This is a genomic window from Dokdonia sp., from assembly GCF_039945015.1.
Classification (GTDB): domain Bacteria; phylum Bacteroidota; class Bacteroidia; order Flavobacteriales; family Flavobacteriaceae; genus Dokdonia.
Map to the genome: position 1 here is coordinate 249,437 of NZ_JBDUXP010000004.1, position 13,734 is coordinate 263,170.

The 13,734-nt window shown below is 34.0% G+C and carries 14 protein-coding genes; 6 read left to right on the plus strand and 8 right to left on the minus strand.

Translation table 11 applies throughout. The features are described from left to right. Positions 1-223: 223 nt before the first annotated feature. Positions 224-2,068, minus strand: a complete 1,845-nt coding sequence (locus tag ABJD27_RS03335) for a hypothetical protein (RefSeq protein WP_348171095.1) — start codon at positions 2,066-2,068, stop codon at positions 224-226. Between the two features lie 148 nt (positions 2,069-2,216). Here ABJD27_RS03335 and ABJD27_RS03340 point away from each other — a divergent pair, with 148 nt between their 5' ends. From ABJD27_RS03340 to ABJD27_RS03350, 3 genes are read left to right on the plus strand one after another with little or no spacing between them, the layout of a single operon-like run. Further along, entirely contained in the window at positions 2,217-2,741 is a 525-nt protein-coding gene (locus tag ABJD27_RS03340; RefSeq protein ID WP_348171092.1) for a sigma-70 family RNA polymerase sigma factor, read from the plus strand. A 48-nt stretch (positions 2,742-2,789) separates the two neighbouring features. Next, on the plus strand, positions 2,790-3,710 hold the full coding sequence (locus ABJD27_RS03345) for a FecR family protein (protein WP_348171089.1): 921 nt from the start codon (positions 2,790-2,792) through the stop codon (positions 3,708-3,710). Further along, positions 3,694-6,213 (plus strand): TonB-dependent receptor, encoded by a 2,520-nt coding sequence (locus ABJD27_RS03350; RefSeq protein ID WP_348171086.1) that lies wholly within the window; start codon positions 3,694-3,696, stop codon positions 6,211-6,213. Before ABJD27_RS03345 ends, ABJD27_RS03350 begins: the two co-directional genes overlap by 17 nt. On the opposite strand, the gene ABJD27_RS03355 is transcribed toward ABJD27_RS03350, so the two are convergent. Beyond that, positions 6,210-7,490: an acyloxyacyl hydrolase gene (locus ABJD27_RS03355; RefSeq protein ID WP_348171083.1), complete on the minus strand. Its 1,281-nt coding sequence runs from the start codon at positions 7,488-7,490 to the stop codon at positions 6,210-6,212. The two genes, ABJD27_RS03350 and ABJD27_RS03355, sit on opposite strands and share 4 nt — an antisense overlap. A 103-nt stretch (positions 7,491-7,593) precedes the next feature. Here ABJD27_RS03355 and ABJD27_RS03360 point away from each other — a divergent pair, with 103 nt between their 5' ends. From ABJD27_RS03360 to ABJD27_RS03370, 3 genes are all read left to right on the plus strand, one after another. Continuing rightward, positions 7,594-8,973 (plus strand): alanine/glycine:cation symporter family protein, encoded by a 1,380-nt coding sequence (locus ABJD27_RS03360; protein ID WP_348171080.1) that lies wholly within the window; start codon positions 7,594-7,596, stop codon positions 8,971-8,973. 57 nt (positions 8,974-9,030) lie between these two features. Beyond that, complete coding sequence (locus ABJD27_RS03365) at positions 9,031-9,963, plus strand: peptidylprolyl isomerase (RefSeq protein WP_348171077.1); 933 nt, start codon at positions 9,031-9,033, stop codon at positions 9,961-9,963. A gap of 148 nt (positions 9,964-10,111) precedes the next feature. After that, positions 10,112-10,642, plus strand: a complete 531-nt coding sequence (locus ABJD27_RS03370; protein WP_348171074.1) for a YfiT family bacillithiol transferase — start codon at positions 10,112-10,114, stop codon at positions 10,640-10,642. Positions 10,643-10,717: 75 nt separating this feature from the next. Here the strand turns inward: ABJD27_RS03370 and ABJD27_RS03375 are convergent, their stop codons facing one another. The 6 genes from ABJD27_RS03375 to ABJD27_RS03400 form a co-directional block, all read right to left on the minus strand. After that, positions 10,718-11,053: a hypothetical protein gene (locus ABJD27_RS03375; protein ID WP_348171071.1), complete on the minus strand. Its 336-nt coding sequence runs from the start codon at positions 11,051-11,053 to the stop codon at positions 10,718-10,720. Positions 11,054-11,055: 2 nt separating this feature from the next. Continuing rightward, positions 11,056-11,409, minus strand: coding sequence for a hypothetical protein (locus tag ABJD27_RS03380; RefSeq protein ID WP_348171068.1), 354 nt, complete (start codon positions 11,407-11,409; stop codon positions 11,056-11,058). Between the two features lie 39 nt (positions 11,410-11,448). Then, entirely contained in the window at positions 11,449-11,850 is a 402-nt protein-coding gene (locus ABJD27_RS03385) for a mannose-1-phosphate guanylyltransferase (protein ID WP_348171065.1), read from the minus strand. Between the two features lie 18 nt (positions 11,851-11,868). Next, positions 11,869-12,279, minus strand: a complete 411-nt coding sequence (locus ABJD27_RS03390) for a hypothetical protein (RefSeq protein ID WP_348171062.1) — start codon at positions 12,277-12,279, stop codon at positions 11,869-11,871. 150 nt (positions 12,280-12,429) lie between these two features. Next, positions 12,430-12,933 carry a cupin domain-containing protein gene (locus tag ABJD27_RS03395; RefSeq protein ID WP_348171059.1) on the minus strand — a complete coding sequence of 168 codons (504 nt, stop codon included), beginning with the start codon at positions 12,931-12,933 and terminating at the stop codon, positions 12,430-12,432. 24 nt (positions 12,934-12,957) lie between these two features. Beyond that, on the minus strand, positions 12,958-13,479 hold the full coding sequence (locus ABJD27_RS03400; protein ID WP_348171056.1) for a DinB family protein: 522 nt from the start codon (positions 13,477-13,479) through the stop codon (positions 12,958-12,960). Positions 13,480-13,734: the final 255 nt, after the last annotated feature.

The window sequence follows — 13,734 nt, forward strand, 5'->3', positions numbered from 1 at the left end:
ATTTAAGTATAAATCTCTAATTATGTGTAGTTTATCGATGTTTTTGGTAAGAATGTACTAGTGTCTATTCTATACCAATATGTTTAATATTAAGATATAGTTTGATTCTCATAACAAAAAAGAGGCTGTCTAAAAATAGACAACCTCTTTGTGTATTTAACTTAAATCTGGTAAAACTTAAATTAATTACCTGGCAATTTTATAATCAAGCACTTTGACTCGTTTAGATTTTTTCAAACACTAATGATAGATTGTTATTGAAAGCTAGCTCTATACGATCTTCTTCTATTGAAATAACTGTATATACATTGTTTAGTAAAGATAATCCAGAAGAATCTGTAGGGAATTCTAATTCAAAAAATGCATCATTTTCTGATACGTCCCAAAAACCATTAACATCACCATTAGAATCGGTAGCAATTACAATATTATTTTCATTAAAGTTAAAAGTGAAATTCTGTAGTATAACTACTAGATTACCATTTGGAGAATTAGTGACACCTATCCAGTCTCCATTTAGTAAAGTGGATTCTAAAGTACTGTTTTCTTCACCATCTTCTACACATTCGCAATTCTGATTTATCGTTCCATCATTTCCATTTGGATTTTCACAAGCGTCACCGATATTAGCTTCTAAATTTGGGCAGTCAAAATCTTCCTCTTCTACCACACATTCACAATCTCCATCTATAGTACCATTATTTCCATCTGGATCTATACAAGAATCTCCTATATTTGCTTGAAGGTCTGGGCAGTCAAATGGATTGTCTTCTACAATACATTCACAATCCTGATTTATCGTACCATCATTTCCATTTTGATTCTCACAAGCATCACCAATATTAGCTTCTAAATTTGGACAGTCAAAATCTTCTTCCTCTTCTACGACACATTCACAATCCTGATTTATGGTACCATCATTTCCATTTGGATTTTCACAATCGTCACCAATATTAGCTTCTAAATCTGGACAGTCAAAATCTTCTTCTTCATCTTCTTCATTACAGTTAAAATTAATATAGTCTTCTCCGTTGGTAATTATAAAACTAAGATCTTCATCTTCCTCATCTTCTATCTCTATAATATCCCATACATCATTAAAGTCAGGTAGTCCAGGGATAGAAAGTTCAAAAGTAATGTCATTACCACTTCCAGATGTAGACCAAGTTCCTTCAAAGACAGTTCCATTAAACGCTACAATGACAGTTCCATCAGAGTTAAATTCAAATACAGCACCATAATATTGTTGTGTACTATTATCCCCGTTTTGTATGAATTCGTCTATTATAAATCCAGTATCACAAGCATCAAAAATTTCTATTAAACTAGAATCATCGCAATCTTCACAATCATCATCATCGATATCGTTATCATCGTCTTCATCACAATCATCTATAGCTTCTTCTATAATGTTTTCAAGTTCAAGAATGTCATTTGCAGTAACAGTTTCTCCATTAGAAAGAATCAATGTTAATGGGAAATTAATACTTACAATATCAGTGTCATCTAGATTGTCAATAAACTCATAATGTGCTTCATCATTTGCTATTGTTACTGTTTCTATAAGTTCATTGTTTTGACTGAAAACAGAATATGTAATAGGGTATTGAAAATCAATACACTCAATATCTTCATCTTCTTCATTCTCTCCAGTACAATCTTCTATGAGTGTTTCTAGTTCTGAAACATCGTTAATTACTATTTCTGTAAAGTCACTAAGAATGATGGTTATAGGAAATATAAAATCTAACTCATCTATATCATCTCCAAACTCATCAAAGATATCTTCAATAGTATCAAAATCCTCTTCAGAATCTATAATAATTTCAAGACCATCTATAACAACTGTAACTGGTAATTGTATACTCAAACAATTTGCATTATCTAAAATATTATCATTAGAACCATCATTTGTAGAAACACGAGTAATTAAGTTTGCTGCATTTGAGTTTGCTGCAAGTACTTGTTCTGCAGGAGGGCTAATAATTTCTTCATCTTCTGTTCTACAGGCACTAAATAGTAAAAACACTGTAAGAAGTAAAAGAGGGGTGTTTTTTAAGAATTTCATAAATATTCGTTTTATTTTGATTAGCAAAATTAATTTTAAAAGTAAATTGAATTATGAACGTTCATATCTAAAACAACTAGTACTTAAAATCTCCTGAAAAAAAAATTAAAAAGATTCTCATAGCTTTGTAAACAAATAACTTCTTCTTTTGAAAAAACCGCTACATACCTCTATTTGTGAAGATCATATCTTTTCAAAGTTATATGATACCTATGCGCAGGCATTAACAAATTTTCTCTTTTATAAGTATGGAGATTATCTTAACCCTAAAGATACTGCTCAAGAAGCTTTTGTAAAATTATGGGAAAATTGTAAAAAAGTAGACCCTTCTAAAGCAAAATCATATTTATATACGATTGCAAATAATATGATGCTCAATCATGTTAAACATCATAAAGTAGTTGTGAACTTTAGAAAAATACAACCTAAGGAATATACAAATGAATCTCCCGAATTTTTATTTCAAAAAGAAGAGTTCTTAATAAAGTATCAAAAAGTATTAGGGAGACTTTCTGAAGAACAACGCGTAGCGTTCTTACTTAATAAAGCCGAAGGGAAAAAACATCAAGAGATTGCAGATGAACTTGGAGTGACAAAAAAAGTAGTTGAGTATAGAATATATAGTGCTTTCAAGCAAATTAAAGAAGAACTAGAAGGATTTAATTTAAAATAGTTCAGGATATCTAAGGACAAAGTTGTTCTTATAATAGACAGTGTATTAATGGAAAAAGAATACTTATATAAAAAATGGTTGAATGACGAGTTAACGCCCTCAGAGTTAGAAGCGTTTAGAGAACTAGACGATGCTGCTCTAAGTCAGGAAATCATTCAAGAAGCAAAGCGGTTTAATGCCTCTGAGCAATATCTTGTTGATGATTTTGAAGTATTTAACTCTCGAAAAGATAAAGACAGCACGATACCTACAAAGGTTATACGTTTTAACTGGATACAAAAATTAAGTGGAGTTGCTGCACTATTTGTCATTATACTTGGTGCATACTATGCAATTACTGCTCAATCTACAACGACAATTACTACACAGTTAGCACAAAAAGAAACAGTTCATTTACCAGATCAATCACAAGTTACTCTCAACGCTATAACGTCTCTTACTTATGCCAAAGATACTTGGGATACAAAAAGAGAAGTATCTCTGGATGGAGAAGCTTTTTTTAATGTTGCAAAAGGCGCAACCTTTGATGTACTAACAGATGACGGTATTGTATCTGTATTAGGAACATCATTTAATGTAAAACAACGAAATCATTTTTTTGAAGTAACTTGCTATGAAGGTTTAGTAAGTGTATCATATAATGATAAAGAAATAAAACTTCCAGCAGGAACAACCTTTAGATTAGACCATACTATAGAAACAAAAGGCACAATTTCTGGTGATGGACCACAATGGATAGCAAACAGAAGCGTTTTTTCTAAAGTAGCCGTCATTGAGGTATTTAAAGAATTAGAAAGGCAATATGATGTACGCATAGATCTTACAAATATAGACAGCACCATCTTATTTTCTGGAGGATTTGAACACTCAGATCTCCCAAACGCATTAACAGCGATTACAGCCCCACTACGTATGAACTATAACATAGAAAACAATAGGAAGGTGGTTATATATGACGCAACACATTAAACGACATATATATGTCGTATTTATCATATGCATACCCTATGGGATAATTGCTCAGGAGACTGTGCAAAAAAATTCCGTTTTAGAAATCCTGACATCGCTAGAAAAAGAATACGATATCCAGTTTAATTATGCTGTTGAGGATTTAGAAGGGGTTGTTGTGATTCCGCTTTCGCGAAAGCGAACTCTAGAAGAATCCATATCTTATTTACAAAAGGAAACTGGACTTACATATACCAAGATAGGAGAGCATATTTATTACATTACCAAGACAGAAATTTATACCCGTATTTGCGGGTACTTGAGAGATATAGAAACACAAAAACCTATTGTAGGTGCTACATTAAAAACCCTTAATAACATCATAGTCACTGATGATACTGGTTATTTTGAATTACTAGAAAATAATAAACAAGCTATTGTAGAAATCAACCATATTGGATATAGAAATATAAAACGTCAAGCTACTTTTTTTAAGAATGTCAATTGTGGTATTATACAAATGTATCCAGATGAAATCTCTTTGTCAAAAGTAATTTTAACCAGTTATATCGTTAAGGGGATTGATAAAAAAAGTAATGGAAGTACACAAATAGATTTTTCAAGATTTAGTATCCTTCCAGGATTGATAGAAACTGATGTACTACAGTCTGTACAAGCACTTCCAGGTATTATAAGTGTAGATGAAACCATCTCCAATATTAATATACGAGGAGGAAGTAATGATCAAAACTTATTGCTATGGGATGATATTAAGATGTACCAGTCTGGGCATTTTTTTGGATTAATCTCAGGATTTAATCCACAGATTACAAACACCGTTTCTATTATAAAAAATGGTACAAATACCGCTTATACAGATGGCGTTTCTGGAACCATTGCTATGCAAACAGAGACAGAAGTCGCAACCGATTTTCATGCTTCTTTAGGCGCAAATCTTTTAAGTGTCGATGCATTTGTAGACCTTCCATTTTCTGATAAATCATCTGTTCAAGTAGGCGTAAGAAAGTCACTTAATGATTTGGTTACAACTCCTACGTATATTGCTTTTTTTGATAGGATTACACAAGAAACTGAAGTTCAAGATAATGATATCGCGATCCTTAATACAAATCAAAATTTTGATTTTTATGACACCTCTTTACGATGGCTTTATAAAATTTCTAATAAAGACAGGATTCGACTCAATTTTATAAATATCCAAAACGAACTAAGTTTTAATGAAATAACAAACGTAGATAGTGTATTAGAGACTAGAGAAAGTAGTTTGTCTCAAAATAGTATTGCTGGTGGTATCTTTTATGAACGTATCTGGAATGATTTTTTTAAAACGAATATTCATATATATGAGACTGATTATACCCTTAGGGGTTTTAATGCAAACCTCCTTGCATCTCAACGTTTTTTACAAGAGAATGTAGTCTCAGAAACTGGGATAAAGCTTGAAACAGCTTACAAATGGACATCATCTCTTAGCTTACATAGCGGATATCACGTAGTAGAAACAGAGATTACAAACCTCAATGATATAGATGAACCTTTGTTTAGAGAATTACGATCTGATGTTGTGCGAACTCATGGTGTTTTTTCTCAACTAGCATATACATCAAAAGATAAAAATACACAGGCTAATATAGGAGGACGTTTTAATTATATAGATAAATTTAAAAAGATATTAATAGAGCCGCGTTTGAGTATAAATCATCAATTCTGGAACTATTTCTCTGTAGAAATCTTAGGAGAATTTAAGCATCAAAACACATCGCAATTTATTAATTTTCAAAATGACTTTTTAGGAATAGAAAGAAGAAGGTGGCAACTTGCAAATGATGATGATATTCCTGTGATAGAGAGTAAACAAGGCTCTTTAGGCGCATCTTATAGTCGTTCTGGATTGTTAATAGATGTAGATACGTATTACAAAAGAATAGAAGGAATAACAACACAAAGTCAAGCATTTCAAACCAAATATGAATTTACAAGAACAACAGGTAGTTATGAAGCCTTAGGAATAGATGTATTAGTACGTAAAAGTTATGGAAAATTTAATTCTTGGCTTAGTTATTCGTTTATAGATAACAACTATACATTTGATGCATTAACAGAAGTTACATTTCCTAGTAACTTTGATATCACCCATGCGTTTACATTTGGAACAACATATACTATACAGAATCTTAAAGTTGCTTTAGGCGTAAATTGGCGAACAGGAAAACCAACAACTGGTCTTATTTCAGGAGCTGAGGTTGTAAATGATGAAATCAATTTTACAGATGCAAACAGTAGTAATCTAGACGATTATATACGAGCAGATTTTTCGGCATTATATCAATTAAAAACAAATAAGCGATGGCGTGCAGATATTGGTTTTTCTATTTGGAACTTGACAAATAATGATAATACTATTGAGAATTTTTTCCGTGTAGATGGAACTTCTAATGCTCAAGAGTTTAAAAGAAGTGCCTTAGAAACAACATTTAATACAGTTCTTAGAATACACTATTAAAAACTTCTTACATACCCAACACCTAGCTCTGTAAAGTCGGCTTGTCCTAAATTTGCATTAATAAATGCACCAGCATATACATTGTGTTTAGGAGCGGCATTTGTACCAATGAGATAATACTTTAACCCCACGCGAGCATTAATTGCGTTTTTAAATTTGAATTTAGAATCTAGCTCTCCTAAGACCCAACCATCTGGTATTTCTCGAGGAGCAAAATCCCAACCCTCATTAATTCTCCAATCTATTTGATATGCAGGTTTATGGAAGTTAGCGCCAAATCGCACCTCAATACCTATATGATTAAGAAGTACTTCTCCTTTTAGAAAGAGTCCATAATTAGATGCATTATGCCATGGATTGTCTCTTAAAGAAGCAAACTCTTCACCATCTTGTACTAAAGATTCATTGTCATTAATATAGTCGTAATAATGTTCATAAAGATTATAAAAAGCACCTATACCTAGTTTTAAAGTCTTATTATATATTTTACCATACTCAGCAGAAAGTGTGTATACCTCTTTTTTCTCATTAAAAATAGACACATCACTAAATACGTTTTGACCAATCCCAGTACGTATAGCGATATAGTTTTGAACCGTTCTTTCTGGTTTTGTATGTACTACAGGATTTTCTGTATATGCTCTGTATTTTGCACCTTTTATCTCGGCAGAAAGACTTATTAAAAACGAATTATATCCTTGGTTGGGTAAGCGTGTATGTCCATTAGAATGGTGGAAAATCCCAGCGCCTACTCTGTAATTTACTTTTTCTTTTTGAAGAAAATTATAATTCATAAAAGCTCTAAAAGACCATGTAAAATCAGTGCTTACAGCTCTGTTAAAGAAATTGGTTTCAAAATCAAATTGATTTGTAAAGTAGGAAGTTCCCACCCCTATTAATGCTGTAAGACGTTTTTTCTTAAAGACATTAAATTCTAGAAAAGGCATAAGTGTTATAGCACTTCCTAATCGATCAGAATTACCAAAATCAGTATATCCCAGACTAATTCCTGTACGCGGACTATGGAGCCACTGCGCCCATTCCTGTGTATTATTTTCGTGATGCCATACAAGGTTAAAAACAGCTTGTTTTTGTAGTTTTCGTTCTGGAAACGTCTTGTTGGAGGCAGCTGAGGTGCCAAAAATAAACTCAGGGATTATCGTAATAGGAGAGGTGTCTGTCTGTGCATAGGATGTATGCAACGTATTGATAAACAATAAAAATAGAATCGTTAAAACTATTTTTTCTTTTGCTAAAACACAAGTAGGATTTTTCATGTAATTTTTGAAATTTTCAAAGTTGGAAGATAGTTTAATTAATTAATCTATAGAAAAAAGTGCTATAAGTTGTAGATTTAGGGAAATTTATGATGCGTTAACTATGGAAAAACTAGACTCGATTATTGCTGCTTTTTCAAGTGCCGTTTGGGGCATTCCTTTATTGGTATTATTAATAGGAGGAGGTCTTTTCTTGCTTATTTATTCTCGCTTTTTGCCTTTTCGATATTTAGGGCATGCCGTTCAAGTCTTACGAGGGAAGTATGATGATCCAGATGATCCAGGAGAAATAAGTCATTTTCAAGCATTATCAACAGCTTTGTCTGCCACCGTAGGGATGGGGAATATAGCTGGAGTAGCGGTAGCCATTACGATAGGAGGGCCTGGAGCTGTATTCTGGATGTGGGTGAGTGCTGTCGTAGGAATGGGAACCAAATTCTTTACAGGAACCCTAGCAGTGATGTATCGAGGGAAAGATAGTGATGGTGTTGCTCAAGGAGGACCTATGTACTTTATAGTAGAAGGAATGGGAAAAGCGTGGAAACCCCTTGCCATCTTTTTTAGTGTTGCTGCATTAATAGGAGCTTTACCCGTTTTTAATGTAAATCAGTTAACCCAAGCCATTAATGATATCTTATTAAAACCGCAGGGTGTTGAAGTAGGTTTGCAAAGTAATATCATCATTGGAGTGATACTCGTAGCCATCACATCGGTTGTTATTTTAGGAGGACTTAATCGTATCAGTAAAACGGCATCTAGGCTAGTACCGACGATGGTTGTTCTCTATTTTATAGCGGTTTCATATATCCTTATTATAAACATAGAGGTGATTCCTTCCTATTTTAAATTGATTCTTACAGATGCTTTTTCGGCAACTTTATATAAAGGAGAACCTTTATATGGAGGTATTTTAGGAGCTCTTATTGTATTGGGAATTAAACGTGGTGCATTTTCTAATGAGGCAGGTATTGGTACCGCACCCATGGCTCATGGCGCTGCAAAAACAGCTCAGCCTATACGAGAAGGACTGGTTGCTATGTTAGGTCCTGCGATAGATACGCTTATTGTTTGTACACTAACGGCACTGGCTATTTTAGTGACAGGTGTTTGGGAAAGTACCGAAGCAAATGGGGTGAGCCTTACGGCAACCGCTTTCGCGAAAGCGATCCCTAGTGCAGGAAAATACATCTTATTGGTATGTATCGCTGTATTTAGTATTTCCTCTTTATTTTCTTACTCATATTATGGATCTAAAAGTTTAAGTTTTCTAGCGGGAGCAAAAAATAAGAAGTATTACAATATCTTTTATATAGGAAGTATTATGCTAGGAGCAACTACGTCATTAAGTATGATGATCAACTTGATAGACGGTGTTTTTGCATTAATGGCTATTCCTACGATGCTTGCGACTTTATATATGGCACCTAGAGTGATGAAGGAAGCAAAAAAATACTTCGGTAGTTTCAAAAAATCTAAAGGCTAATTGTTTACCCTTCATTAGGATATAACTATCTTTGCACTTTATTAAAAAATGGAACGAATGCAAGACGGTATATACGCAAAATTTAGTACGCCAAAAGGCGAGATATTAGTGCAATTAGAGCATGAGAAAACTCCTGGAACAGTAGGGAATTTTGTTGCTCTTGTCGAAGGAAACATGGAGAATGGTGCTAAGGCACAAGGAACTCCATACTATGATGGGTTAACATTCCATAGAGTAATTCCTGATTTTATGGTTCAAGGAGGGTGTCCTCAAGGAACTGGAACTGGAAGTCCAGGATACCAATTTGATGACGAGATTCATCCAGAACTTATTCATGATGCGCCAGGTAAATTAAGTATGGCAAATGCAGGACCTGGAACAAATGGGAGTCAGTTTTTTATCACACACGTACCAACACCATGGTTGGATGGTAAGCATACTGTTTTTGGATCTGTAATCGAAGGACAAGAGGTGGTAGATACTATTGCGACTGGTGATCTTATGGATAGCGTTACTATTGTACGCCAAGGAGCAGATGCAGAAGGATGGAATGCTATCGAAGCTTTCAGAACTTTTGAAGGTGCTAGAGAAAAAAGAATCGCAGATGCTAGAGCAGCGCAAGATGCAGCACTAGATGCTATCGCAGCTGGTTTTGATAAAACAGAAAGCGGTCTGAGATATCAGATTATCCAAAAAGCTGACGGTGCAAAACCAACAGCCGGACAAATAGTTTCTGTACATTATAAAGGACAATTACCTGATGGGACTGTATTTGATAGTTCATATAAGCGTAATGCGCCTATTGATTTTCCAATTGGTCAAGGACAAGTTATTCCAGGATGGGATGAAGGTATTATGTTATTAGGTGTAGGAGATAAAGCACGTCTAGTGATTCCTTCTGATCTTGGATATGGAAGTCGTGGAGCTGGTGGAGTAATTCCTCCAGATGCAACGCTTATCTTTGATGTAGAACTTGTTGCTGTAAAGTAAGTTGTACACGCCATACCTACGGCAGGCAGGCTTTTCGCGAAAGCGTACAAAGAAACAACACAAACATACTATCCAAGTTGTATAAACTGTGGATAACTACTTATAAAAAAGTGTCTATTACGGTAGACACTTTTTTTATTTTTAGGGCATGGAAGCACTCAAATACCCAATAGGCACATTTACGCCCCCAGAAACCATTACAGACGAAAAATTAAAGGAATGGATCACCATTCTAGAAGTATTACCTGCGCAGTTGCGAGATATGGTAAGTGATATGAATGATGAGCGACTTGATACTCCGTATCGCCCAGATGGATGGACGGTACGACAAGTAGTACATCATATATCAGATAGTCATCACCATAGTTATATCCGTTTTAAATGGGCGCTTACAGAAGATAACCCAACGATTAAGCCGTATCTCGAAAAAGAATGGACAAATCTTCCAGACCTTAAAGGAATGCCTGTAGAGTGGTCGCTAAGACATATAGAAGCGGTGCATTATAAATTAGTACGATTATTACGTAGCATATCTGATGCACAATTTGACCGTACGTTTGTACATCCTGATGGAAATAAAGTGATTTCGTTACGCCAAAATGTAGGGCAATATGCTTGGCATGGTATGCATCATTATATGCATATCGCAAATCTTGTAAAAAGAGAAAACTGGTTGTAAATTAATAGGTTGTACACAAACTAAAAAAGTGCATTATTCATATGAATAATGCACTTTTTTAGTTGTGATACTGTATTATGCCCATCGCCAAACAACTTCTTTTTTATCACAAAAATTGGGAATGAGTATGTTATGCTCTTCTTTTTTTGAGTCTATTAATTTCCAAGCATTAGACTCAATAAGTTCTAAAAATAAATCTTCTTCTTTTGCTATCAATGCTAACCAAGCTTCTTCATCAGATTCCATAAGGATGTTTGCTTGAACGGAGTGTTGTATATATTGACCTAAAAGACCTGTATCCTCTTTGATGGTAGGTACTAATTTATAATGACCAAATAAATTTGGAAAATCTTGGCTTATAAGCTGAATACTTCCTAATTCTCTATCTCCAAAAAACAATTGGTAGTGCATCGTTATTCTTCTTTGTGTTTTAATTCAATTTTTCTACCATCTAGGTCTTGAACAATAGCAGTTATTCTCCAAGGCATTTTTTGTGCATCAGAACGTATGATCCAATTACTATTTCTAATAGCATCTATAGTATGCTTTAGATTTGAAACTTCCAATCCTAGTCTAAGTGTTCCATCTGCTTCTGTCATTGATTTTGTAAATGGGTATATCTCAAAAACAATCCCATCTATCTCAGATGTATAATGATAAGGACCCTTATCATGTTTATGATGCTCAAACGTCATCCCAAGTAATTCGTACTGACATTTTAGTGCTTCGGGATTTTGCGTTCTTATGACGAGGAGATTTAGTTTCATTGGATTATTTTAAACGTATTTTTAAGCCCATTTCTTTTTTCATTGATATTCTTTTTCATTTAATGATTCATTCTCCATTTTTGAAAACTTCTGTTTGTCAGTAGGGAGTATGTCAACGAATTCAAATTGTTTTTTATCTAATACATTAAAATTAACTTGGCTCAAATAAAGATCGACTACGTTTCTGTCTATCATTATTTTTCCTCCGCCAGCCCAATGTCGGTCGGTGCCATTTTTTTTAACCCCAGAAACCCAATATTCATCACCATTCTCTAGATCGTAATAATTTCCTGCAATTCCTTGAGCCGCCGAACTTTTTAATGCTTTTCCATTAAAATAAACGGTTCGACCAGATTTTGAAAATTCGGCTATACCAATCCAAGCAGGTCCATTATCACTATATCCGCTTTTAAGTTCTATGTATTTTAATGCTGGTTTCATTAATGTTGAGTTCTATATTTATTTAGATTTCCAAGTCCATAAGCCTAAATCATCGTATGATTTAAGCGTTAGGTTAATCGCTTTTATTGTGTTTTGTTCCTCAGGGTTTTCATTAATCCATTCTTCAAGAACGTCTCTTTTAGACTCTATAGACTTTAATATTAGAAGTTCATTGTTTTCTGAGTTTTCATAAAGATCTTCTCTAAGAATTTTATTGTCGACTCCCCATTTTTTAATAATAGGTATAAACTTCGTTAGTCCTGATGGTAATTTACCAGTTGCTATTTTAGGCGTAAAATTAGACAGGTTGGACTTTAGTTCATTCAGATGTCTACTTTTAACCTCTTTTCGCTTAGAGTCAATTTTGTTTTTTCTGTATATGCCTTCATATGCTATATGACCTATAAAAAAAATGTAAATTGCATTCATTATATATGGGGTTTTAGCAACGTCAAGTTTCTGACTTTTTACCAAAAGGTATATACTACCCCAAAATAACATTGTAAGAATTAATCTAACTTCCTTTTTTAGTTTCATTTCTTATCAATTTATTACAGAGATAAAGTAACAGCTATTTTTTTATTGATGCGTCAATCTCCTAATGATTTCTGTATGTTCAGGAAATAATGCAACTAACTCTTTTCTAGCTGGAAGTACAAAGTCCTCAAAACTAAATCCTGGTGCTACGGTACATCCTACAAAAGCATAGCTGTCTGGCTGTATTACTTCTGCGGCAAACCAATCGCCTCCTTGTACTACAAATTGCGGAACTTCTCCTGCGGAAATGTTTCTTCCTATGGTATGTTTTGTATACACACCCGCTTCAGAAATGATGTGGAGTAGGATAGGAGCACCATCATAAAAATGCCACATCTCATCTTGTTTGATTTTATGAAAAGAGGAGAAATTGTCTGAAGTCAGTACAAAGTAAATACCGGTTGCATAGCTTCTGCTACCTCCATAGGCTTCTGGAAGGCTTTCTTTTATAATGTCTCCTTGACTTCTATAGGTTTCTTTATAGTAGCCTCCTTCTGGGTGAGGGAGTAAGTCTAATTGTTTAATGAGTGTTTCTAATGGGGTCATAGTATTTATGTTTATACTTTTTTACTAATTGACTATTTTTAAATAGGCTTTCCAAGGACCGACTTCACTTGTGTATTGTTTTGCCATGACTCTTGAGATTTGAGCAATATGTCCCAAGTCATGCGCCGTCCAAGCAGCCAGTAATTGCGCAAGCGTTACTTCGCCAAGTTCTGGATGAATTCCTGTACGTGTAAGATCTTGTTCAGTAATTTGTAATGTAGTTAATTCTGTAAGATTCTTTTCTCGTAAGGATGCAAATTCGGTGAGTAACTCAGCAATAGGAATGTCTTGCTTTTCTTGTAATTGTGCAAATCGATCAAAGGGTACAAAGATCTTATTTTCAGAAGTACTCAAAATGATTTTTGTTCGTACGACCCAATCTGTTTTTTCACCCACAATGAGATGTCCCACAACATCATACGGACTCCACGTATCTTCTCCTTCATGGGTGTGTATCCAATCCTTTGAGATTCCCTGTAACATCGTAGTTAACACATCGGGTGTTCTTTCTAGAATGGCTATAGATTTCTGTAAATCAAATTTCATGAGTATTTGTTTGTGTATAGGTGTTATACGAAACCAAAAAATTACACTCTTTTGGTTTATGTAGGAACGTCATATAGTAACAACTTGTCATATATGGCATTCATATACACAAATATAAATCTTTCTTTTACCTCAGAATTTTTATGTATTAGAAACTTATATGAAGAAATTAAATTCATTGTTTTATTGTTAAAGCCTTTGAATTGATGCTTAATTGATTTGTAATTAACACTCCGAATTGCATTAAATTTAGAA

What these genes read in the sequence shown, in the direction of transcription:
- ABJD27_RS03360 (WP_348171080.1), top strand. Translation starts at nt 7,594, where the DNA reads ATGGAAAAACTAGACTCGATTATTGCTGCTTTTTCAAGTGCCGTTTGG.
- ABJD27_RS03385 (WP_348171065.1), bottom strand. Translation starts at nt 11,850, where the DNA reads ATGAAACCAGCATTAAAATACATAGAACTTAAAAGCGGATATAGTGAT.
- ABJD27_RS03375 (WP_348171071.1), bottom strand. Translation starts at nt 11,053, where the DNA reads ATGCACTACCAATTGTTTTTTGGAGATAGAGAATTAGGAAGTATTCAG.
- ABJD27_RS03355 (WP_348171083.1), bottom strand. Translation starts at nt 7,490, where the DNA reads ATGAAAAATCCTACTTGTGTTTTAGCAAAAGAAAAAATAGTTTTAACG.
- ABJD27_RS03350 (WP_348171086.1), top strand. Translation starts at nt 3,694, where the DNA reads ATGACGCAACACATTAAACGACATATATATGTCGTATTTATCATATGC.
- ABJD27_RS03345 (WP_348171089.1), top strand. Translation starts at nt 2,790, where the DNA reads ATGGAAAAAGAATACTTATATAAAAAATGGTTGAATGACGAGTTAACG.
- ABJD27_RS03335 (WP_348171095.1), bottom strand. Translation starts at nt 2,068, where the DNA reads ATGAAATTCTTAAAAAACACCCCTCTTTTACTTCTTACAGTGTTTTTA.
- ABJD27_RS03395 (WP_348171059.1), bottom strand. Translation starts at nt 12,933, where the DNA reads ATGACCCCATTAGAAACACTCATTAAACAATTAGACTTACTCCCTCAC.
- ABJD27_RS03390 (WP_348171062.1), bottom strand. Translation starts at nt 12,279, where the DNA reads ATGAATGCAATTTACATTTTTTTTATAGGTCATATAGCATATGAAGGC.
- ABJD27_RS03400 (WP_348171056.1), bottom strand. Translation starts at nt 13,479, where the DNA reads ATGAAATTTGATTTACAGAAATCTATAGCCATTCTAGAAAGAACACCC.
- ABJD27_RS03365 (WP_348171077.1), top strand. Translation starts at nt 9,031, where the DNA reads ATGCAAGACGGTATATACGCAAAATTTAGTACGCCAAAAGGCGAGATA.
- ABJD27_RS03380 (WP_348171068.1), bottom strand. Translation starts at nt 11,409, where the DNA reads ATGAAACTAAATCTCCTCGTCATAAGAACGCAAAATCCCGAAGCACTA.
- ABJD27_RS03370 (WP_348171074.1), top strand. Translation starts at nt 10,112, where the DNA reads ATGGAAGCACTCAAATACCCAATAGGCACATTTACGCCCCCAGAAACC.